This is a genomic window from Aliiglaciecola lipolytica, from assembly GCF_018860635.1.
GTDB classification, from domain to species: domain Bacteria; phylum Pseudomonadota; class Gammaproteobacteria; order Enterobacterales; family Alteromonadaceae; genus Aliiglaciecola; species Aliiglaciecola lipolytica_A.
On the sequence record NZ_JAHKPT010000025.1, the window covers coordinates 486,585 to 509,245 of the forward strand.

Consider the following 22,661-nt stretch of genomic DNA (forward strand, 5'->3'; position numbering starts at 1 on the left):
CGCCGCGAAAAAAACAACCTCCCATGGCCTAAAGGCCATGCTACGGGTTTGAATGTGTAGGTGGGTGCTTTAGCGCCGCGAAAAAAACAACCTCCCATAGCCTAAAGACCATGCTACGGGTTTGAATGTGTAGGCGGATGCTTTAGCGCCGCGAAAAAAACAACCTTCCATGGCCTAAAGGCCATGCTACGGGCAGAAGCCCGTCCTTGGGCTGAAGCTTCCTTGCTCCGTCCATAACCTTTAAGTCAATTTAACGGTTTCCCGCAACAACTGATCAACACCACCATAAACGTTCAAGTTGCTTACTTTTTCTGACACCTTTTCCAGTGACTCTAGCTCTTTCAAGCGCAACAACGTTGGGTTGTTTTCCATCATTTTTGCGGTATTCTGCAAGCTTCTGGTCGCAGCGGTTTCTTCCCGACGCTTGATCACATTGGCCTCAGCGGCTTTTTGTGCTTCCACTACTTGGTTCAAGATTGCCTTGATTTCCCCGGGCAGAATAATATCTTTCACGCCGACTCTTTCAAGTCTTACACCAACCGAATGTAACTCCTGTTCAACCAACGCTTTGACGGTTTGGTTAACGTAAAGCTTGTCTTCAAGCAGTGCGTCCAAGGTTTTAGTTCCAACCACTTCACGCAAGGCTAACTGCAATGATTTGTAGATGTATTCATCCAAATTCTCTACTTGCTCTGCAGCAATAACTGGGTCTAGGGTTTTCACCGTGGCGCATAAATTCACCCGCACTGTAACCCGATCTTTGGTCAAGATATCCTGCCCAGAAACCTCTTGATTGCGTGAACGCAAATCGAAATTTTTTACCGTAACCGTGTTGCTTAGCTGCCAAAAGCCATAAGTTCCCGCACCCAAAGTACGCATGAATTTGCCGTCCACATACAGCAAGCTGGCATGCTGCGGTTTGACTTCAACCATAGCGACTGGTGCCCGCTTAACGGAGCTTTTGGTGGCAATCAACTTGGTACTATCATTTTTACCTCGATGCTTAATTTCCTCCAACACAGATCTAGCCACTTCAAGATCACCGGTTAGAGCAACTTTGTCTAAACGGAATTCGCCCGCAGATTTCCACAGATGTAGGATCTCACCTGGAGCGACAACACCACAAAGCTGGCCATCGATATATAACAATCCCAGCTCGTCGTTACCTAAGCGCCAAACATGAACTAACTCTGCCACCTCTGGGTATGTTTTAATTAAATAAAACGAATCAGCATCTGAGTAGTACATGCTATTTGCTGCAAACTGTTTCATCGTCAGGGTATTGCTAAAATCCCACAAACGATGCTCCCCAGCAGGCAATACCTGCATGAATTGTTGGTTTCTATACAGAAACGCGATTGTGTTTTCTGCAACAATAAATACTTTTATAAATTTCCCTTGTTTAGTCATTAGAGCTTCTCCTTTTTTTAGTGCCTCAACACACCTTAAGGTGTGTGACATAAGGGGTAAGTAACTTGCGTGAATTGACAACAAACAAGGTTGATTTAGCAGGCGTCGTTTTCTGAACATCCTTGCACTGCATCCATACAGTGCCTACTAAATCAATGTTGCTTGTGTGAGTTCACCACAGTGGTCATTCACTAGCCTTATGTCGGGCTATTACAATGGTTATGGGACTCGAACCCACAGGGCTTTCGCCTTTACCTCTCGTCGTTTAATCATCAATCAAACTATGTCGTTTGAGGTGCTTTCACACCAATTTAAGTGGTGTCTTTGCCGAGATATACACCTTTAGCATTGCCACGTGTATCAGGTTGCCGTTTGAAACAACTCCGCTTCGTTAAAAACAATTGATGTAATACAAGTGCTGTGCCACAAAAATAAAAACTTAGAAATAAAATCTATACCATTGATAAATATAAATTTATTACCACTCCACAACACAACACCTCAAAAGACAACTTCACAAAATATATCCAATTAGATAGAGTAATATTTTTTTAGATAGGCTGAAAATCATGAATCGCAAAAATGTGATGTTTACCATTTTGGGAGTGGTAAAAGACCATAAGGGCCGTGGTGCCAAACGCTGGCAAACCTGGCGCCCCACCATCAGTGCTGTGATGCAAGATAATTTTCAGGTCGATAGATTAGAATTATTGTATGAACCCTCGCACCTTAATTTAGCGCGGCGAATCAGCGCCGATGTTGTAGAGGTATCTCCTGCTACCGAGGTGGTATTAGTAGAAACGGCTTGGAATGATCCCTGGGATTTTGCCGATGTGTACAATTGGTTATATCAACATGCCAGCCACTATGATTTTGATACCGACAAAGAAGACTATTACTTGAATATCACCACGGGTACCCACGTCAACCAAATCTGTATGTTCATGTTAAGCGAAGCACAAATATATCCTGCTTCTAAGTTGGTTCAGGTTTCGCCAGACCCTGAAGCAGAAAATCGGGCTAAAGGTGTGATCAGTATTGTCGATTTGGACCTGTCTAAATATGCAGCCTTAGCGGCCCGCTTTTCTGAACAAGCCGCATCCGCAAGAGATTTTCTAAAAGCAGGCATTCAAACCCGCAACATTGCGTTTAACCAATTGATTGAAGAAATTGAGCAGGTAGCAATCAACGCTAAAGACCCAATGTTACTAGAAGGCCCCACAGGCGCGGGCAAAACCCAGTTGGCTAGACGTATATACGAATTAAAGGTTTCTCGAGGCGGTGTTATTGGCAGTTTAGTGGCTGTCAATTGTGCCACCCTAGTTGGTGATGGGGCTATGTCTGCTTTATTTGGACATATCAAAGGTGCATACACTGGCGCGCAAAGTGCCCGTGATGGTTATCTGAAAAATGCCGACCAGGGTATTTTATTTTTAGATGAGATTGGCGAATTAGGGATTGATGAACAAGCCATGTTGCTGCATGCCATTGAAGAAAAACAATTTTATCCAGTAGGCAGTGATAAAGCGGTATACAGCGATTTTCAATTAATTGCAGGTACCAACTTAGATTTGCGTAGTGCTGTGGCGCAAGGTCGGTTTCGGGAAGACTTGCTTGCCAGAATTGACATTTGGAACTGGCGTTTACCCGCACTTAAACAACGTATCGAAGATTTTGAGCCAAATTTAGATTTTGAATTACGTCAGTATGCGCGGCTTAATGATGTGCATATTCGTTTTGGAAGTGAAGCAAAAAAACGTTATTTACAGTTTGCCCGCAGTGAAAAGGCCCTATGGACCGCCAACTTTCGTGATCTCAACGCCAGCGTAAAACGCATGGCGACGTTAAGCAAAGGAGGGAGAATTGATTCAGCGACTGTAGATGCGGAGATTATTCGTTTAAATCAACGATGGCATAGTGGAGCGATCACAAAACAGGTAGAGTTAAGTCGCTATCTTGACGAACATCAACTTGCTGCGATGGATATATTCGACCAGATGCAATTACAAAATGTTATACACGTTTGTTTATCATCAGAAAATTTAGCCGATGCAGGTCGTAAATTGTTTAACGTTAGCAGACAAAACAAAATAAGCAGCAACGACTCCCATAGATTACGGGTTTACTTACAAAAATTTGGATTAAGCTTTACGCAACTCAACGATAATTTGCAAACGAGTGTGTAATAAAACGCAAAAAGCACAGGTCTAGTTTAAAAGGCGCAACAACCAAGAGGTAATTAAAAAGACAATGTCATCTGAAAATACATCAAAATCGAATAATAAATTGGTCAATATAGTTCTGTTTATTATCGTCGCTACCTTTATTTACTTAGCTTATCAATGGTATCAAAGTCATTTAGGTCAGCAAGCGAAAGACAAAATTCAAATCCAGATGCTTGACTTTGATGTGGCGCTGGCGAAAGCCCAAGCCCATGATAAATTGGTGTTGGCTGACATGTCTGCGATTTGGTGCCCCACTTGTCGTAAATTAGACAGCACAATTTTTACCGATGACAGAGTCAAGGACGTAATTGATGAAAACTTCGTGTTTGCCCGGGTCGACTATGACACAGAACAAGGGCAACAATTCGCTGAACGTTACCGCGTAACTGGGTATCCGGTATTGTTAATTCTCGACTCTACGGGCGAAAAACTTACTCGTTTGCCACTCACATTCGATTCAATGGAATTTATTGGCAATTTGAACAAAGTATTGAGCGTTCAATAATAAAGTGTCAATTAAACATGTTGCCATTGCGCGCAAAAATCTTCAGTTAAATTGACATTTGCTAGGCAAATAATCTCGGGACACTGTGGATTGCTCGCAATCCCAGTAAATGTCCCTGTCAGTAGGCTCAGGAATTAAAATCATGTTGCCGTTAACCCCTGAGTCAGGAGAAAACCGCACATAAATGACCCCATTATTCACCTCCACCGCACTCACCTGTGAATTGGATGTACGTCCCGTTATTGGCAAGTCGTAAATATCTTTGGGCCACTGTTCCTCTGATAACGCATACACTTCAACAGCAGTCATAACTGTATTCGCCATCACTTGTGTTTCGGCCATCTTAGCTTTTACTAGATAACCTTGATATGCCGGAATAGCGATAGCCGCTGATATTCCAATAATACAAACAATTGGTATCAAAATGGCAATAATGACTACAACAGTGCCTTTTTCTTTTCCAGCGGAAACACCTTGGTTGTACTTTTTATTCCAATCATGTTGAGTAGTATTTAAGAAGATAATGCCTTCAATGATCCCCACTAACCAAGGAATGTACGTCCAGAAGAATAATAAATAAAATATTCCCCACCACTGGCCTAAGAAAAAGCGATGAAAACCAAACATGCCACCAAAAAATGCAAGGGTCGCCGCAGCGATTCGACTTTTATAATGGAAGGTATCTTGAATTTCCCCACAACTAAGACACTTAGGAAAATCAATTGGATTTAAAATACCACACTGTTTACACCTGCTATCCATGCTAACCCCCTAATTTTGATACAGTATATTCAAATTTACTGGAGGTTAACAAGAAATGGCTTGGTTGGATTTTAATCTACATCGACAAGAGTGATTTTAATACCAATTCGGCGCAGACCATCTAGATAGTCTTGGGGAATATTACTGTCGGTGATGATTTGATTGACTCCCGTTGGTTCAAGAATTTTATGTAGACAAACATGACCAAATTTAGATGAGTCTGTGACCACTATTATTTCACTGGCAACTTTACACATTAACTGATTCAACAAAGACTCAGCTTCAAAATGGGTAGAAATCCCCTTATCCATATGAAAGCCATCTACACCTAAAAAGAGTTTATCTACGTGCAAATCTTTAAGGGTTGCTAACGCACTGCTGCCAAAAAATGACTGACTTTTATGTCTGAGAGTACCGCCTAATAACATCACTTCTATATGCTCTTGAAGTTTCAATTCGTTGACGATGTTTAAGCTGTTAGTCACCACTGTAACATTCTCTCGACCACCTAAATGAGAAGCCAACTTAAGCGTTGTCGAGCCAGAATCCAATATAATAGCATCACCGTCGTTAACTAAATCTGCGGCAATTTTACCAATACTGGATTTCTCCTCGGCATGCAGAGCTTGTTTGCGATCAAAGGTGGTTTCAGTTTCAAACAAACCAATGTCATTTAACATAGCGCCACCATAGCAACGCGTGGCGATGCCTTGGTTTTCTAAAAAGCGTAAATCTTTGCGAATCGTGACACCAGATACGTTAAATTGCTCAATCAAAGGAAGCACTTGAACGCTGCCGTTCTCTTTGAGCATCCGAGCTATATGTTCACGTCTGTGACTGGTGTCGCGCATAGTTTTACCTTTTCCATTTAAGTTTCATTTGTAACTATGTTCATTCTAATCTGAATGAAACCTTTACACAATGTAACTTTCATTATGTAACTTTCACATCGTAATAGTGCATGTTCTTCATTCGCGCTATCCAGCTTTTGAGACGCGGTCTACTCAATCATTTCAGCCAATAATTTTTCCACATGCGCGGTTAAATAGGCTTCGTGACGCACTGAGAACCCTAGATGTACCAGTCGAACTTTGCCAGATGCATCGATTAAAAATCCTGTAGGCAGGGCTCGCACTTGGTAGGCGTCAGCTGACGTACCCTCTGGATCCCAGGCTACAGGGTAGTTAAGAGGGTATTTGGCTAAAAAGTCCAAAGCATCTTGTTTTGAAGCATCAGTATTAACTGCCACTATTTCAAACCCTTGCTGGGCATATTTAGCCTGAAGTTTGTTTAGAAACGGAAAAGACAAGCGGCATGCAAAACATGAAGAAGCCCAAAAATCCACATATACTACTTTGCCTTTATAGTGTTCTAAGTCAATTTCTGCCGTATTATTTAAATTGGCTAATACCAACTCTGGTGCTAACTGATCTTGCATGCTTGATTGGGTATTTGCCAGACACATTGAACTGGCAAATACCGTTAGAAGTAATAAGCAACAGCGAATCATGAGTTTACTCTACTGTACTATTGGCAATTGGGGTTAGCTCTACCAATAGAAATTGGTCAAATTCAGCGTTCAATTTTGCATTACCATTAGCTACCGTCACTACCCCTAGTTCTTTTGAGTGGAAATAGTCTGTTACTCGGTATTGTTTAGCTGTTAAACCGCGCAACTCAAGATTGCCACTAAAACTATCAGCATAAAATGCGAAGTATAGCTTGCCATCTTTGGCAACAACATGGGTTTCAGGGCGATCAAAACCAATGTCATATAGTTCACCTAAGTAAGTGCCTTTAGGAAGCATTTTGCGGTTATATAAATCAAACCATTGCTTCCAGATGGCTTCTTTTTCAGGGTTGAGCAGAAACTGCTGCGCCGCTTCATTGTCTGATGGCATCGTAAACTTAGTCCCAAGAACCGCTCCAATGCCGAAAGATGATGCAAAATCACTGGCATCGTCACTAAGTTCAACATGGTCCCCGTAATAAGGTGCTGATTCCCCCATTAAGCCTTTTAGAGTTTTCCCCTTTAATCTTACTTGCCAAGATGTTAGTGGATCAGAGCTAACGGTTTGATTCATGTAAGGGAGGTTGTGGAATGCATATGAGTCTCCGCAAGGACATATTTCTATTACCGCTTCAGGGTTAATTTCCATGGCAGTGTCATAAAGTAACTTCCAGTAATCAGCTAGGGCTTCAACTGATGCCTCAGGAGTAGCGTGATTGTGTTCTGGGTTATAACAAGGAGGAACTCCGTTTAAGTGATGGCCGTCAATTTTTAAACCTTCATAACCCCATTCACCAAGCATCTTTTTAACTAGCTCAACACTGTGTTGACGGACTTGCTCGTCCGCGGGACATAAATAGTAACTGTCCCACCAGGTCACATCTCGAGTGCTACCATCTTCATTAAGCAGCAACATTTCAGGATGTTGTTCAATCATATCGGTACCAGGATCCACAGCCAATGGCGCCCACCATAACTTAGCTTTCAATCCAGCAGATTTAATATCACCAACAAATGCTTTCATGTCAGCATCACCATTGGGGAATTTTTCTGGATCAAGATACCAATCCCCTTCTGCCGTTTGCCAGCCATCGTCTAAGACGGCCCATTCCAATCCCAACTCTTTAGCTTTTGGTAAAGTTTGCAGTATTTCTTCAAAACTAAAATCACGTTCGTAACCCCAAGCACACCAAATAGGCTCATAAGCCGACTCCGGAACATCCGCCATGGTCAGACCCTTACGCGCCATTACGTTGCGATACATTTTCAGTGTTGCGTAATAATCTTTTTGATGGACAGATACGAAGGTATCCAGGGTGGTCAATTCATCTCCAGGGGCTAACTTCACGGTTTTTTCTAACTCAACCTGTAAATAAGCCGCTTTATCTGTGATGTGTTCATTTGCAGGGTAAGTAACAGGGAGTGACACCAATTTTGGATCCAAATCGATATGACCAATGGCTAATCCTATATCTTTTCGCCAAATATCAGCAACTGCGGTACCACTGCCATAATCGGTGGCATTCATTCCCATATAGTTTTGTTGCTCATAACCGGGAGCTAAAGGCATTACCCAATCTCGGCGATCCTCATAAGATGCGCCCTGATAAGACCAAAAATCTGGCTCAGAATCATTAAGCAGACTAGCTAAATGAGTTTCCCCAGTGTTGTTAGTGGCGTAAAGTTGATAGGCATTTTGTACCCACTTAGTCAGAATCACACTTTGCTCAGCGGTATTTTTGTATGTGACTCGAATAAACAGTGTATTAGGGAAGTCAGGAAAAGCTTGTACCTGTAGTTGTTTTTGTAAGCCATTGGAAGCCAAGCCAACTAAAGTGGTTTGGATGCCCTTACCCAGTTCAGATTCAACTTTTTGCTGAGTACTATTGAGCACCCTAAAATTATCAACTAACTCACCTGATTTAGTAACCAGATACTCACTTGTCTGATAGTCACCAAGCACATTAATTTTATCGCCTAGGGTGGCAGAGACACGAGTGCGCAATTGCCCATCGAACTCAAGGGTGATGCCGCTATTTTCGACTTTGATGACTTCATTTTTCGGCTCTTCCGGAGTGATGCAAGCATGCAGCAAAGGCACGCTCACTAAAATGGCAGCCAATCGAGTGGCGAACTTGAATCTCATTGATATTCTCCATTTACTAGGTTCAGTAGATGGGCCAACAAAGGCCCACCTACCCTTTCTAATTGTAATTAATTGATGCTAAACACTCGGCGAGCATTGTGATAATAAATCTTATCGATTACTTCTTTGGGTAACTTCAAGCCGGTTACGATGCCGTCTACTTCAGGCACCGTGAACTCTGAGTCTGTGTTAAGGTAACGCCAATCTTCCAACCATTTTTGATGGACGCTATTTTTAAATTCTTGATCTGCAGCTTCGGAACTATGGGTAAGATCTGTGGCATACAGGATGCGATCTTGATAGGTTATAAAAAATGCTCTGACTTTGTTAAGATCATTTACTGACTGGGCTTGTACTTGTCCCATGCGAGCAGCTAGATCAATGGTCGCGTCAGGATAGCGCTGCAAAAACTCTGACATGGCATCAACACTCCACTCTAAACTGGCTAGGTGAGCACCAATAAAGCGCATTTTAGGATGTTTATCTAACATATTGTTACGAGCTAGCATTTGCGCTTCATAACTGGGCATTTCTGGGTGCAAATACATATGATACTGAGGGTGCGCAGCAAAATACTGTTTATCATTATTCACGCTCATTTGCTCTATGGGTAACCAGCAGTTATGGGGTTCTCCCTGATGTCCTATTACGGGAACATGTAATTGACTTAAATGATTAAATATAGGATCTAAACCTGCATCATCAATCATCACCAACTGCTGTTCGCTGTCTCGGAACGACATGCCAATGTTCTTCCAAACTTTTACGGCCTTAGCACCATTGGCAAGGGCCTTATCTAAACGTTTTTGCACCGCGGATGCCCACGAAGGATTGTCCCAATTGAGCATTGAAAAAGTGGCAGCAAAATACAGGGTTTTCGGGTAGGCCTGGGTTAATGATAAGGCAATAGCTTGTTGTTCGTCGATAGGCGGAAAATCAGGGTAATCGACGTTAATAGTCAATAGCTCAAAGTTGTCTGCTTGAGCTTGTTCAATAAATGCCGTAGCTTGCTTATTTGCGTGCACATGGGTATCAAATTTTTTAACACTGGCGAAGTCAGACATTGTGTAATGATCTGACATTTCATCTTTGCCAGCTTTAGAGTGGCTGCAAGAGATCAGTGTTGTTGCTATGATTAACAACAGTATTGAATTTAGGGAAGCTGTAAACTTATTCACCTGCACGCCCCTCCAAAGTTGAATTCTGCGGTTTTTCTTCTGGTTCTAACGCCAAAATTAGCGCAGCAATAGTGGCAATAATAATGCCCGCAATTTTTACGTTATTAGGTATCACATCTAAAATCACTATAGTCAGTACGGTAGATAACAGTGGCGCTCCAGCATTAGTTAAAGGTGAAACAACGATGGCTTTGCCGTAACGAAACGCATAAACCAAACACAACGCACCAATGGCATTTAATATTTGTACCGAAGCTGTTTCAAATAGCATAGAAAAACTGTAATCAACCTGTGCGTTACTATCTGTCATTAGGTAAGCAACAGGAATCAATGAAACTGCGGTGACTGTCATATAAAAGAAGATACTTTCAGCGCTCATATGATGGTTTGAAAGCTTCATACAAAATGCTTGAACTCCCCATGCAGCCATGATACCAAGTGCTAACAAGAACCAAAGCACACCGTAACTCTGCTCTTCACCAGCAGGTGAATACTCAAACAAGGGTAACGCCAACATTGCTAGTAGGATACCAATCCCACCTAGTAAACCAGTTCGTTCTTTAAGCAAGCCTAAAGAGAGCGCAATGGTAATCACTGGCGATAAAGAGACAATCGGAAAAATCAAGTAACCAGGACCAACAGATACGGCGTAAAACAGTAACATTTGACCACCGCTGCCTAAGAAACCAATCCAACAACCCAGCCAAATAGAGCGCTTGTCGGTCTCCAATTTCCAACCAATGAGCTTCAAGGCGACAATACAAGGAATAATCATCGTAATGGCCCATATGCTATAAACCACCGTTGATGGAATTGATTGATTAGCAAATACCGCAGTTAATGCGCCCCAAAGTCCCCACGAAATCGTGGTTACCATGGCAAAGATTAACCATTTTTTTGACTGCATTCTTATCTTCCTATCTTGTTTTTATTATTGAGCAACGCAACTGGCGTATTAGTAAATAAATGTAATTCAAAACTTTAACCATTGATTCAAAGCCTAAGGCAAACGCCTTAGGCTCGATTAGTCGTTAATTAAAAATCGTATCTCAAACCCGCTTTAAAGGTTCTACCGTAAAGTTGAATAGATGCCGGTAAATCGGGGCGTCCTTGGAAGCTACGATTAGACTCATCAAGCAAATTTTGACCTTCAACTGACAACTGCAAATAATCAGTTACGTCATACTTTACCGACAACGACATAATCTTGCTTTCTTCCATGGTCGTCTGATAATCATCTCCCAATGGACTAAATGCATCGACAACTAAATCACCAGTGTAATCTAACGCTAGCTGCGCACTTAATCGGTCTTTTTCATAAATTACAGAGAACGAGTAAGAGGTATCAGCAACACCTGGCAATGCGCCTGCATCTTCGCCATTTACAACAGTACTGGTATCGGTATAAGCATAACTAGCCGTAAAACCGAAGCCGTTTTCAAAGAATTTCTGAACCCCAAGTTCCAAACCAAAAACTTCGGCTGAATCACCATTGATTGGCTGGGTAACTTGAAAGCTCTCTCCGGCAATTTCTTCTCTTGTGGTGTTCGATGTAATGAAACCATCTAATTCTTTCCAAAAAACTGTCGCATTTAGCAAGCCACCTTCTTCGAAATACCATTCCAGTGCCATATCAGCTTGGTCGGAAAATACAGGTTCAATATTTGGATTTCCACTGATATCCATAGTAAACAACCCAGATTGCGCATTATCTGTAGTTAATGGGGCCAGTTGATCGAGAGTCGGACGAGATAGGGATTGCGCCGCGGCAGCCCGCAAAAGCAAGTCATCAGTAATATGAAAACCAAAATTGATTGCTGGCAGAATTTTACTGTAACTACCATTTGCGGTTTGTGCCGCGCTATCGGAGTATTCGACGTCCCAAGAAGGGTTCGACGAGTCTGGATTAACAATCTGAATTAATTCGATATTGTTGTAAGAATACATAGCCGTGACTTCGGTTTTTACCCAGCGAAGACCGGCATTGGCAAACCATCGATCACCTTCAAAATTAGCTTGTAAATATAATGCGGTTGTATCTTCTTCAATATCATAAGAATTAACTGGGTTGTAAATAGGCTCCCAGAGCTCAGATTCATTTTCTCCAAACGTACGTTCATTGCCAAGGTAATCAACAATTGTCATTCCATCAGAAGCCGCTAGGCCAGCAGCATAATCTGGGATGCTAAAAATCGGAAAAGAACGGGGAATATTCGCCCCTTCACCAGCAAACAGATTATCGTACGGGAAGTCACGAACCACATCCGCACCCACTTCGCCAAACGTAAACGGATAACCACAGTAGTTACAAGCACCATATTCGTAGTTATCGTAAGCCGTATTGGTTTTATTGCGACTAGTATAAGCAGCCCCAAAGTCCAACGACACAAGTACATCATGGTCAAAGCTCAATTCACTATCCAAGGAAAACCCGGTAACCGTATCTTTGATATCACTTCCATCTCTTGCCGCCCAATGGGGGGAAAAGTCGTCATTCCCAAAATCATTGGAACTACGGCCTTCGGTCCAAGTCGGGATATAATCCGGCAAACCACCATTATTAAGTTCATAATGACCGCTATGTGCACCAGGAGCCCCTGCTACGACAAAGGTATTTTTGCCACCTGAATCACGCTCTGATTGAGAGCGGTATACATCTGCTTCAACAATCAAATCGTCAGTTAATTGATACTTTGCATTTAAACCAAACAAAGATGTATCGACGGTACGGTGTTCGTCTAACGTCACAACCTCCATACTTACATCTGCTACGTCCATGGCAGTGATAACATTGCCATCTAGCACGATATTAGATAAACGATTTTGAGCCTCGCTTTCATCTGCCATGTAGAATGATTGCGTATAACCGGTGGAGTCTGCTTCCAACTTTGTAAGCATGATATCGACACCAACTTGCAACTTATTGTTTGGACGCCATTGCAAGTTTGAAGTAACACCAGTTCGTGAAAAATCAGTAGCATAAGAACCAAGCGCATAGGAGCCAGGAATGACTAAATTTTCTTCATTGGCGCTGATTATACCGTCAGCATTCACATCGTAGGACATTTCATCTTGTACACCAAAGACAAAGTTGTCGAACATATCATCAGCCCGCTCATTTCCGTTTGCGTGAGTTACACCGACAATAAAGCCTAAAGTTTCGTCATCTGTTGTTGTGCTATAAATAGCATTAAACTTTTTTCCCACCTCCTCAGATAAATCATTGTAATCTGCAGTGGCAGAAAACACCCCGTGTTGCCCTGGATTATCGAGTGCTTTAGCTGATTTCAAATTAACAGCTCCACCGATACTTCCTTCAATTCCTTTAGCTTCAACGGTTTTCCAGACATCGGCACCATTGATCATTTCTGAAGGAATAACGTCAAACGCAAAATTACGTCCTCCATCATCGGTGGCAAGAATACGGTTATTAAGGGTTACAATACTAAATTCTGGACCTAATCCGCGAATATTGACATATTGCGCTTCTCCCCCTCGAGTCCGACTAACGGTGATACCTGAAATGTGTGAAAGGGAGTCAGCCACGTTATCATCGGGGAAACGCCCTAACTCTTCAGCCGCAATTGAATCGACTAAAGATTTCGCATTTTGTTTTATGGAAACAGATTTTTCTAAACTACCTCGAACTGCTGTCACAACGATGACTTCAGTACTGTCATCACTTTGCTGAGCGCCAACTTGTGGCGCACTTAGCCCTAAAACTACCGCGCACGCCAAAGTTGATTGTCTAAATATTTTGGTTTTGTGTTTATTCATGAGTATCACCTTGTCACCTGATATATGGAAACGACATAGTTTTTATTTTTTATTTGAACTACACCAAGCCGTCTGTCAGAAACAATATTGGCTATCAATGAAACCATTGTCAATACAAAATGAAACATAAAAAAGCAATTATTTTGTAACCCTTTAGTTTAAAAGCAAATAAACGACACAAAAACAACAAAAACAACCATCAAAATCAGACAAACTGAAATTTAATGTAACTTTTATGTTTACATACCATCCTTTATCCACCATAATTTTGCCAAATATAGGCTATACCCATCGAAAATGGAGGTAAAATGAAAGTATTATTAGATATGGTAAAGCAGCAAAAAAAAGGGGTATGCTCTGGAGTATACGCGGTCTGCACCTCTAACCCGTTAGTAATAGAAGCTGCAATGCAACATGTTTTATTACATAATGAAACCTTATTACTTGAGGCAACGTCTAACCAAGTTAACCAAGATGGCGGATATACCGGCATGACGCCTAAAGACTTTCGTAAAATGGTACTTGCTATGGCCAATCGTGTCGGTCTTAATGAACATAGAATTATACTGGGTGGCGATCATTTAGGTCCCAATTGCTGGCAGCATCTTGACGCTGAAGAGGCAATGCAAAAATCAGAAATACTAATTGATCAATATGTTCGCGCTGGTTTTGGCAAAATTCATTTGGATTGTTCAATGTCTTGCAGTGATGATCCTATTCCTTTGGGTGATCATGACGTTGCTAAAAGGGCTGCAAGACTCTGCTTAGTTGCAGAAAAAGCATGGAAAGATTCAGGTAGCGAAGCGCCAGTTTATGTAATTGGAACGGAAGTACCTGTACCCGGTGGAACTCAAGATGATTCAGAAGAATTGGAATTAACCTCTGTTGAAGATGCCAATACGACGATAGCCATCCATCAGAAAACCTTTGCAGAAGCTGGATTGTCTTATGTTTGGCCGAGAATTATAGGCTTGGTAGTGCAACCTGGTGTTGAATTTGGCTTGCACAAAATTGATGCTTTTGTACCAGAGAAAGCCCATGACTTGAGTGAAATGATTAGCCATCACGAAAATATGGTATTCGAAGCCCACTCCACAGACTATCAAACACAACAACATTTGACGGATTTAGTGTCAGCACATTTTGGAATATTAAAAGTAGGTCCATGGCTGACTTTCGCGTTCCGAGAAGCTTGTTTTGCATTGGAGTGTATTGAGCAAGAATGGATAGCCGCTAATGATTGGAGTAATCTGAAAAACACCCTATTAACAGCGATGCATACAAACGATAGTTACTGGAAAAAATATTACTCGCAAGACAGCCGACAACAGGAATTGGATTGCAAATACAGTTTGAGCGACAGAATAAGATATTACTGGCCAGATAAAAATGTGGATAAAGCGCTTTCACAATTAATAGAAAATCTTGAACAGAACCCGCCGCCACTCACACTTATCAGTCAATATATGCCTGAGCAACACAATGCCCTAATTGCCGGTGAAATTGATAACTCAATTAAAGGGTTTATATTTCACAAAATATCTTTAGTACTAAAACAATACTCTGCCGCCTGTAACCCGCAGCCAGTCAATTGATCAAGGAATTCAGCAAACTATGAATTATCTAAACTTTTCCGAAGAAAAATTAGCACAATTAGACGGCTATTGGACAGCCAAAGAAATCAGTCAACAACCAGAATGCTGGCAAGCAACTTTGAAATTACTGCAGTCTCAGCAACAACAAATAGAAGCTTTTTTGACCCCTATATTAAACAAGCCGAACATTCGCATTATCTTTACCGGTGCAGGAACATCAGCCTTTGTTGGCCAGTGCGTCACTCCCATTGCAATGCACGAGTTGAATAAACGAGTGGAAGCTATTCCAACCACTGACTTAGTGTCAAACCCTTCAGAATATTTTCAGGCTAAGGTGCCGACACTACTTGTTTCTTTCGCACGTTCAGGAAACAGTCCGGAAAGCGTTGCAGCATTGGAATATGCTGACCAACTTGTTGACGAATGTTATCAGTTAGCCATAACTTGCAATAGTGATGGTGAACTTGCGAAGCGCTGTGAAGGTAATAATAAACTCGCGTTATATCTACCTGAACAAACAAATGATCGCAGTTTTGCCATGACTTCTAGTTTCAGTTCTATGTTGCTTAGTGCACTTTATTTATTCTGTCCAACTCACAATTTCGAAACCGGACTTAACGAGGCTGTTGCTGCAACGACAAAACTTTTAAACAACCAAATTTTACCCCTATCGAAATTGGCGGATAAAAAGTTCAGCCGTGTAGTGTATTTGGGTAGTGGTACTTTTAAAGGCTTAGCACAAGAAAGTGCGTTAAAATTGTTAGAATTAACCGACGGTCAGACTATGGCGTGTTTTGACTCCCCCTTAGGATTTCGCCACGGGCCTAAAGCAATGATAGATGCAAATACCTTGGTTATTGTGTATATCTCCAATAATCCACTCACGCGGCAATATGATCTTGATTTAGTGAATGAATTACATACTGATGATGAAGCAGGGCATGTTCTTACCATACGAGCAGATTCAATTCCAATGATCCCTCAAGAAAATGAAATTGTGTTTGATAACATGGCAAGGCTATCGGATCGTTTTTTGCTTTTACCCTTTATTGCTTGCGCCCAAGTGTTTGGTTTTTTCAACGCGCTCAGTGTGGGGAACAAGCCTGATAACCCAAGCGCTTCAGGAACCGTAAATCGAGTAGTAAAAGGTGTGAATATTCACACTCTGTAATCTAGTTAATTGTTTCTCAGGAGATAACCATGTTTTTAGGTGTAGATGGTGGCGGGACAAAGACGGCATTTGTGTTAATCAACGCTCATGGTGACGTTCTAGCCAGTCACCAAGAAGCCACGTGCTACCACGTTGAAGTGGGTATTGAAGGTGCTAAAACCGTCATAGCGAAAGGTATATACGCATTACTTTCAAAGGCTGATAAGACAGTTAATGAACTAGAATATGGTTTCCTGGGATTGCCGGCGTTTGGCGAAGATAGTGAAGTAGATCCAATTTTAGCAACGCTTCCCTCTATCATACTACCGCAACAAAACTATCAGTGCGATAATGACATGGTCAATGCATGGGCTGCAGCCTTTGCAGGCCAAGATGGTATTAACATGATCGCTGGCACAGGCTCCATTGCTTACGGTAAACGTAACGGTAAAAGTGCAAGATGCGGCGGTTGGGGAGAACTATTCAGTGATGAAGGCTCTGCCTACTGGATTGGTCGAAAAGGACTGATGCTGTTTTCACGTATGAGCGATGGACGAGATATAAAAGGTCCACTTTACTATAAGTTAAAAGAAACCTTTAATATTATCAACGATCTGGATATGTCGGCATTAGTGCTAACTAAATGGCAAGGCTCTAGAGGGAAAATAGCACAAATATCGACTCTTGTGTTTGAAGCAGCTTTAGAAGGTGACTTGTTGGCTAAACAGATCTTTAGTGATGCAGGTAAACAGCTAGCTGAAATAGTTGAGGGAACCCGTAAAGCATTACAATTTTCAAGCGATGAAGAGGTCAAAGTTAGCTTCTCCGGCGGTGCATTTAGCGCTAGCGACATTATCACTAAGCCCTTTTCCGAAGCATTACAGGGGTTTTCAGACACATACCATATCCAAAGACCAGAATTTCCACCTGATATAGGTGCCGCAATTTATGCAGCAAAGCTATCGGGAAAAGCACTTTCTGCTGCGGCCCTAGAGCGTTTGAAAAAGAAGTAAATTGAGCTTAGTTGAATGATATAACTTAAACGGGCTAAAGCCCGTTCTACAATTAAAAGGCTTCAAGTACATCGTCGCTTCCGTTAACGAACTAAAGCCCCTTCTACAATTAAAAGGCTTCAAGTATATCGTCGCTTCCGTTAACGAACTAAAGCCCCCTATTACATCGTCGCTTTCGTTGACGGGCTAAAGCCGTTCCATAATTAAAAGGCTTCAATTACATCTTCGCTTCCGTTATCGAACTAAAGCCCGTTCTATAATTTAAATCTAACCTAACTGACACTTAAACATTTAAAAACGCCGGAAGTGAAACTTATTGAAACAAATGAGCAGTTACCAATTTCACTTATCTGCCTCTGAAAATCGATATTATAAAATAATTTTGAGAGTCTTCGTTTAATCTCTCTAACGCATACAGAGTAAGCCCAAAAAACCTACCAACACTTTTATTCACAGGCATTTCAGGCTATATTTCGCTCAAAATAAAAATGTAAAACCTTCAATTTATGCTATTAAAAATGTTGCAATTAAGCCTCAACCACATTTCATTGTGTTACATTTTGTTTAAAAAATGTTGAAAGTTAAATTAAACTTGGTTATCGTTTCGTTAGGTTTGTTTTTGTTTACATCACCATAATACAAAGAGGGCTTCATGAATACTCACTTTAACAAGACATCGTTAGCAATTGCCGTGGCGTTGATTTGTACTAATGTCCACGCACAAGACTCAATTGATAACACAACTGACGAAACTGAAGTCATAACGGTTACATCGGCTCAAGCTAGCTTAATCAAAGCTTTAGATCTTAAGCGCTCTAGTGATTCAATCGTTGATGGTATCACAGCTAAAGAACTGGGGATTTTTCCGGATGCCAATGTTGCAGACTCGCTATCTCATATTACTGGGGTAACAATTGACAGAACAAGCGGTGGTGAAGGCAAAGGCGTTAATATTCGCGGTTTGGGTCCTGAATTTAGTATTGTAACCATTAATGGTCGTATTATGGCAACCGATCAAAGCGGCCGTGAATTCGCTTTTGATGTCTTACCATCAGAAGTCATTTCAGAGGCTTGGGTACATAAGTCTGTTAAGGCTTCAACGCTTGAGGGCAGTATAGGTGGGGCAATTGATTTACGAACGGCCCGTCCTTTTGATAACAAAGGGTTACAAGGATCGTTCTCAGTTGAGGGCAATTATGGTGATAAAGCCGATAAAAACGGCTACAAATTTACCGCGGTAAGCAGCAACACTTTTGCTGACGAAACAATGGGCTTTCTGTTTTCTGCTTTATACAGCAACACACCGACACGAACGGACTCACTCTCAGATTTGAATTATGGGGTCAATTGGGGTTGGGATCATGACAATAGCGATGGTGGTGTGGTTAACTGGCAAGATGCTTCTAACGAATTAATCATTCCTAATGTTGTCGCCTATACCGCACAAATTGAAGAAAAGAAACGTATGGCATTCTCCGGTGCCTTCCAGTATCAACCCAGTTCAAAGGTTGATATTAATGCAGACTTTCTTTGGACTCGCTTAGACGCGCCATCTCAAGGTTATACCGAGTCATATTATTTGGTAGGTCAAGCGTCGAGTTGGCGTGATGCTACCTTTGGCGGAATTGCAACTGAGCTAAACCCAGAGGGAACAATGGTCACTGGCATGACCATGGATAACCTGATTCCAGAATTAGTGACCATAACCGAACATCGTGTTGTAGATACTTATCAAGTCGGTTTAAATGGAAAATTTCAAGTAAACGATAACTTTACTGTAACCGGTGACGTATACCTTTCTAATGCTAAACGCGACGCCGGCGGTAAAGATAAGTTTGTTGTAGCCCACGGCATAGGTGGGGTGCCAAACACGGCTACTTTTAGCTTGACAGAAGGCGGCTTACCTAACGTTATAATAGATTTTGCGGATGATGCAATTAGCTCTGTTGGTGACTTAGTTAACGACAGTCAGTTCGGACCGCATTATTCCCAAACCAATGGAGTGAATATTGAAGATGAAGTTATTGGGGGGTCACTTATAGGCGAGTTGTTTTTAGATATGCCGATTGTTTCAAGTATTGAATTTGGTGCTGTTTATAACAAACGTAGTAAAGATCGTGTGAAAATAGACAATCAACATGCACAAACACTATACAGTAATGCGCCTTTTACTTTCGCAGATACGGGTGTTGATGTTGTGCAAGGCTTTCCGATAGATGATTTTTTGAGTGATGTTTCAGGCGACTTTCCACGACAATTTGTAGGATTTGATATTGATGCTTATCAAGCAGCTTTAGAAGCCTCAGATAACAACCCGGATGTCATCAACCGCTTTACCGGAGAGGTTTACCCCGACGGATATTCAGATGCAGATGAAGGACGTTTCAATCCAAACGAATCTTTCGAAGTTGTCGAAGATACAAAATCCTTTTTCGTTCAAGGTAACCTGTTTGGTGAAATAGCGGGCATGGAATGGTCAGGTAATGCTGGTTTACGCTATGTTAACACTGATACCACGTCAAATGGTTGGCTTTGGGAAATCGAAAAAGTCAGTGCGCCAGCCGCTTGGGTGTGGGTAGTGGAACACTATGATCCGGTTGCGATCTCAGTGGAAAATAGTTATTCCGAATTACTCCCCTCTGTCAATTTCGCTATTGAATTATCGGACAACTTACTTCTGCGTTTATCTTATGCCGAGGTAATGGCCAGAGCTTCGTTAAACCAATTATCAACCCAAGTGGACGATGGCTCAGCAGCATGGGGGGAGTTTACTCTAAATCGAGTGGGAAACCCTAAGCTATCGCCGGTAAAAGCCAAACAATCTGACGTATCCATAGAATGGTACTTTTCAGAGGGATCCGCATTAACGGCTGCAATTTTCCAGAAAGACATCAAGGGATTTGTACAAGATTGGCAAAACGTTTATCCCACTGAGGAAGATCAAGCAAATCGCCCAGTTTACCCAGTAGAAAATCCACAACCTTGGATAGAAACTGGATACGTCGATACTCCATTTAATGTGTTCGAACCCAAAAACTTAGATACCGCTAAAGTCCTTGGTTATGAGTTTTCACTGCAACATTTCTTTGAATCTGGTTTTGGTATTAATGCAAACTACACCTACATAGATACAGAATCGTATCAAGACGGAACAAAAATAGGGGTATTGGCGGGAATTCCAGATACTTCTTATTCACTAAATCTAATGTATAACACCGATAATCTGAGCTTGAGTCTATCGGGCTCGCATACTGAAAGTTTCATTCTGAGTCATTGGTCCCCCCTTAATTTAGTCAGTGAAACTCCATACAAAGGAACGGCTGATCCAATGACTTGGGTATCGGCTTCAGCTACGTATTCATTTAGTAGTAATTTAGAAGCCTATGTGCAACTAGATAACTTATTAAATGACAATTGGCATAGCTATAACGGCACTAGTAGCGTGCCAGGTTCATACTCAGAATGGGGTCGCAAGGTGTTTGTCGGCGTTCGCTACAAATTATAAATAGCAATTAGTTCAAGCTCCGAAATGGCTCATTTGCATTCGTGTAAGTGGGCCTTTTTTTTCGTTTTGTTAAAAAATTAAATTAACGATTTCTCACCTACCCATATAGAAATGTCTGTCGTTTTTACATCAATATTCTAAATATTGATTTCACACCGCATCAGATTGAGTCTCCAATACCTGCTCTTCGAAATTGAGAGTATCTACCCTTTATAAATTGCCATTCTCGCTTACGTTCTTTCCTGTAAACTGCAACACAGCAACCAATACGACTAAGCTAGCTGCTTAATTACCTATGTCAAACTGGTAAATATGTATTGTTAAGAAGCATCTGCCAAACCAATCGATAGTGCAAAAAACACTCAATAAGAATACCCTTGGGTCTCAAACAAAAAAGCTGCTATGTTCAATCTGGACTACAATTTTCAGTTCAATTGATGACTTTTAAAATACGCGCGCGAATAAAACAGGATTTTTTATGATCAAATTAAACACAGTATTGATAACGGGAGCATCAGAAGGGATTGGCAGGAGTTTCGCCGAAACCTTTGCCAAACACGGACACGAGCTGGTTTTAGTGGCTCGTAATCAGCAAAAGTTAAATGAATTATCGATTTATTTAAATGCAAAATATGCTGTGACTTGTCATGTATATCCCACTGACTTAAGCCTTAAACATAGCGCACAAAAGTTATATGAACAGTTAATGACCGATAAAATAGAAGTCGACATTTTGGTCAATAACGCTGGCATGATGCAAATAGACCCCATTCAACAAGCGGATGTAGAAACGCTCAACAACTTAATTCAACTGAACATTCAAAGCCTAGTCAATATGACCCGCGTATTTGTTGGCCCTATGATTGCGAAGGGCGAAGGCCGAATAGTCAATGTAGGCTCTATAGCCAGCTTTATGCCGACCCCAAGTTTTAGTGCATATGGTGCAAGTAAAGCATTTGTTTTGTCGTTCAGTGAAGGGATTTCAGAAGATCTTAAAGGTACCGGCGTAACTGTGACTTGCGTGTGTCCGGGGATTACTGAAACTAAGATGTTGAGTGGCGCCCATGGCGTTGAACAGTACATCCCAAGTTTTCTAAAAGCACAACCAGATTCCCTCACCAACGACGCCTATAAAGCTATGATGAAAGGTGACGTGGTATTTCTAGATAAATTGGCCAATAAAATGTTAGTCCAGTATGCCACTCATTATCCACGCTGGATGGTACGGCGTATCAATGGCTTATTTCGTAGATTTACCCTTTAAATTTAAAGGGTACTAAAAATTTGACCTATACTTCTCGAAGTTTTAGTGAAGTCTTTTGATAGGAGAAAGTTATGCAAAATCCAGTTGGTTGGTTTGAAATTTATGTCGACGACATTAAGCGTGCTAAGGCATTTTATGAAAAAGTATTTGATGTAGAGTTGGAAGCGTTAAACGATCCTAGTGATGGCAGTGTAGAGATGCTCGCTTTCCCATCTGACATGGAAAAATATGGCGCATCAGGCGCACTCGTGAAGATGCCAGATTTTCCTGCTGGCGGAAATAGTACCTTAGTCTATTTTTCCTGTGATGACTGCGCAGTAGAAGGAGCTAAAGTTGAGAGTGCCGGAGGACAGGTTCAACGGCAAAAAATGTCGATCGGTGATTACGGATTTATAGTGCTTGCGATAGATACGGAAGGCAATATGTTCGGGTTGCATTCCATGAGCTAAACCCCATGCCACATGAACTCTCCCTGTAGGCGGCAGCTTTAGCCCCGCGAGAACATACAAGATTCCATGGCCTAAAGGCCATGCTACGATATTTCTATTGTAGGCGGCGGCTTTAGCCACGCGAAAGAAGACAAGCCTCCCATGGGCTAAAACCTGAAGAATCCCCACAGTA

The 22,661-nt window shown here is 41.6% G+C and carries 16 protein-coding genes; 8 read left to right on the forward strand and 8 right to left on the reverse strand.

Annotation, left to right across the window (positions count from 1 at the left end; translation table 11 throughout):
- Window positions 1-240: 240 nt before the first annotated feature.
- Window positions 241-1,410, reverse strand: a complete 1,170-nt coding sequence (locus KO530_RS14645) for a slipin family protein (protein WP_216049183.1) — start codon at window positions 1,408-1,410, stop codon at window positions 241-243.
- Window positions 1,411-1,979: 569 nt separating this feature from the next.
- On the opposite strand from KO530_RS14645, the gene rtcR reads away from it, so the two are divergent.
- Both rtcR and KO530_RS14655 read left to right on the forward strand, forming a co-directional pair.
- Window positions 1,980-3,596 carry an RNA repair transcriptional activator RtcR gene (rtcR, locus tag KO530_RS14650; RefSeq protein ID WP_216049184.1) on the forward strand — a complete coding sequence of 539 codons (1,617 nt, stop codon included), beginning with the start codon at window positions 1,980-1,982 and terminating at the stop codon, window positions 3,594-3,596.
- 64 nt (window positions 3,597-3,660) lie between these two features.
- Window positions 3,661-4,140 (forward strand): thioredoxin family protein, encoded by a 480-nt coding sequence (locus tag KO530_RS14655; RefSeq protein ID WP_252729266.1) that lies wholly within the window; start codon window positions 3,661-3,663, stop codon window positions 4,138-4,140.
- A 42-nt stretch (window positions 4,141-4,182) separates the two neighbouring features.
- Here KO530_RS14655 and KO530_RS14660 read toward each other — a convergent pair whose 3' ends face one another.
- From KO530_RS14660 to KO530_RS14690, 7 genes are all read right to left on the reverse strand, one after another.
- Entirely contained in the window at window positions 4,183-4,902 is a 720-nt protein-coding gene (locus tag KO530_RS14660; RefSeq protein WP_216049185.1) for an NINE protein, read from the reverse strand.
- Window positions 4,903-4,973: 71 nt separating this feature from the next.
- The gene (gene agaR / locus KO530_RS14665) at window positions 4,974-5,753 is read right to left on the reverse strand and encodes a transcriptional repressor AgaR (protein ID WP_216049186.1); all 780 of its coding nucleotides are present in this window, start codon (window positions 5,751-5,753) and stop codon (window positions 4,974-4,976) included.
- A 149-nt stretch (window positions 5,754-5,902) separates the two neighbouring features.
- Window positions 5,903-6,412 (reverse strand): TlpA family protein disulfide reductase, encoded by a 510-nt coding sequence (locus tag KO530_RS14670; protein ID WP_216049187.1) that lies wholly within the window; start codon window positions 6,410-6,412, stop codon window positions 5,903-5,905.
- Between the two features lie 4 nt (window positions 6,413-6,416).
- Entirely contained in the window at window positions 6,417-8,558 is a 2,142-nt protein-coding gene (locus tag KO530_RS14675; RefSeq protein WP_216049188.1) for a glycoside hydrolase family 36 protein, read from the reverse strand.
- Window positions 8,559-8,626: 68 nt separating this feature from the next.
- Window positions 8,627-9,736, reverse strand: coding sequence for an amidohydrolase family protein (locus KO530_RS14680; RefSeq protein ID WP_216049189.1), 1,110 nt, complete (start codon window positions 9,734-9,736; stop codon window positions 8,627-8,629).
- Window positions 9,729-10,643 (reverse strand): DMT family transporter, encoded by a 915-nt coding sequence (locus KO530_RS14685; protein WP_216049190.1) that lies wholly within the window; start codon window positions 10,641-10,643, stop codon window positions 9,729-9,731. Before KO530_RS14685 ends, KO530_RS14680 begins: the two co-directional genes overlap by 8 nt.
- Before the next feature lie 128 nt (window positions 10,644-10,771).
- Window positions 10,772-13,513 carry a TonB-dependent receptor gene (locus KO530_RS14690; protein WP_216049191.1) on the reverse strand — a complete coding sequence of 914 codons (2,742 nt, stop codon included), beginning with the start codon at window positions 13,511-13,513 and terminating at the stop codon, window positions 10,772-10,774.
- 308 nt (window positions 13,514-13,821) lie between these two features.
- Here KO530_RS14690 and KO530_RS14695 point away from each other — a divergent pair, with 308 nt between their 5' ends.
- The 6 genes from KO530_RS14695 (at window position 13,822) to KO530_RS14720 (ending at window position 22,489) form a co-directional block, all read left to right on the forward strand.
- Window positions 13,822-15,108: a D-tagatose-bisphosphate aldolase, class II, non-catalytic subunit gene (locus KO530_RS14695; protein WP_252729267.1), complete on the forward strand. Its 1,287-nt coding sequence runs from the start codon at window positions 13,822-13,824 to the stop codon at window positions 15,106-15,108.
- A gap of 19 nt (window positions 15,109-15,127) precedes the next feature.
- Complete coding sequence (locus KO530_RS14700; RefSeq protein ID WP_216049192.1) at window positions 15,128-16,279, forward strand: SIS domain-containing protein; 1,152 nt, start codon at window positions 15,128-15,130, stop codon at window positions 16,277-16,279.
- Window positions 16,280-16,308: 29 nt separating this feature from the next.
- On the forward strand, window positions 16,309-17,271 hold the full coding sequence (locus KO530_RS14705) for an N-acetylglucosamine kinase (RefSeq protein ID WP_216049193.1): 963 nt from the start codon (window positions 16,309-16,311) through the stop codon (window positions 17,269-17,271).
- Between the two features lie 652 nt (window positions 17,272-17,923).
- Entirely contained in the window at window positions 17,924-20,776 is a 2,853-nt protein-coding gene (locus KO530_RS14710) for a TonB-dependent receptor (RefSeq protein ID WP_216049194.1), read from the forward strand.
- A 478-nt stretch (window positions 20,777-21,254) separates the two neighbouring features.
- Window positions 21,255-22,040 (forward strand): SDR family NAD(P)-dependent oxidoreductase, encoded by a 786-nt coding sequence (locus tag KO530_RS14715; RefSeq protein ID WP_216049195.1) that lies wholly within the window; start codon window positions 21,255-21,257, stop codon window positions 22,038-22,040.
- Between the two features lie 71 nt (window positions 22,041-22,111).
- The gene (locus tag KO530_RS14720) at window positions 22,112-22,489 is read left to right on the forward strand and encodes a VOC family protein (RefSeq protein WP_216049196.1); all 378 of its coding nucleotides are present in this window, start codon (window positions 22,112-22,114) and stop codon (window positions 22,487-22,489) included.
- Window positions 22,490-22,661 lie beyond the last annotated feature (172 nt).

Excerpts from the sequence above, each read along its gene's own strand:
- KO530_RS14645 (WP_216049183.1), bottom strand. The coding sequence starts at position 1,410 with ATGACTAAACAAGGGAAATTTATAAAAGTATTTATTGTTGCAGAAAAC.
- rtcR (WP_216049184.1), top strand. The coding sequence starts at position 1,980 with ATGAATCGCAAAAATGTGATGTTTACCATTTTGGGAGTGGTAAAAGAC.
- KO530_RS14655 (WP_252729266.1), top strand. The coding sequence starts at position 3,661 with ATGTCATCTGAAAATACATCAAAATCGAATAATAAATTGGTCAATATA.
- KO530_RS14660 (WP_216049185.1), bottom strand. The coding sequence starts at position 4,902 with ATGGATAGCAGGTGTAAACAGTGTGGTATTTTAAATCCAATTGATTTT.
- agaR (WP_216049186.1), bottom strand. The coding sequence starts at position 5,753 with ATGCGCGACACCAGTCACAGACGTGAACATATAGCTCGGATGCTCAAA.
- KO530_RS14670 (WP_216049187.1), bottom strand. The coding sequence starts at position 6,412 with ATGATTCGCTGTTGCTTATTACTTCTAACGGTATTTGCCAGTTCAATG.
- KO530_RS14675 (WP_216049188.1), bottom strand. The coding sequence starts at position 8,558 with ATGAGATTCAAGTTCGCCACTCGATTGGCTGCCATTTTAGTGAGCGTG.
- KO530_RS14685 (WP_216049190.1), bottom strand. The coding sequence starts at position 10,643 with ATGCAGTCAAAAAAATGGTTAATCTTTGCCATGGTAACCACGATTTCG.
- KO530_RS14690 (WP_216049191.1), bottom strand. The coding sequence starts at position 13,513 with ATGAATAAACACAAAACCAAAATATTTAGACAATCAACTTTGGCGTGC.
- KO530_RS14695 (WP_252729267.1), top strand. The coding sequence starts at position 13,822 with ATGAAAGTATTATTAGATATGGTAAAGCAGCAAAAAAAAGGGGTATGC.
- KO530_RS14700 (WP_216049192.1), top strand. The coding sequence starts at position 15,128 with ATGAATTATCTAAACTTTTCCGAAGAAAAATTAGCACAATTAGACGGC.
- KO530_RS14705 (WP_216049193.1), top strand. The coding sequence starts at position 16,309 with ATGTTTTTAGGTGTAGATGGTGGCGGGACAAAGACGGCATTTGTGTTA.
- KO530_RS14710 (WP_216049194.1), top strand. The coding sequence starts at position 17,924 with ATGAATACTCACTTTAACAAGACATCGTTAGCAATTGCCGTGGCGTTG.
- KO530_RS14715 (WP_216049195.1), top strand. The coding sequence starts at position 21,255 with ATGATCAAATTAAACACAGTATTGATAACGGGAGCATCAGAAGGGATT.
- KO530_RS14720 (WP_216049196.1), top strand. The coding sequence starts at position 22,112 with ATGCAAAATCCAGTTGGTTGGTTTGAAATTTATGTCGACGACATTAAG.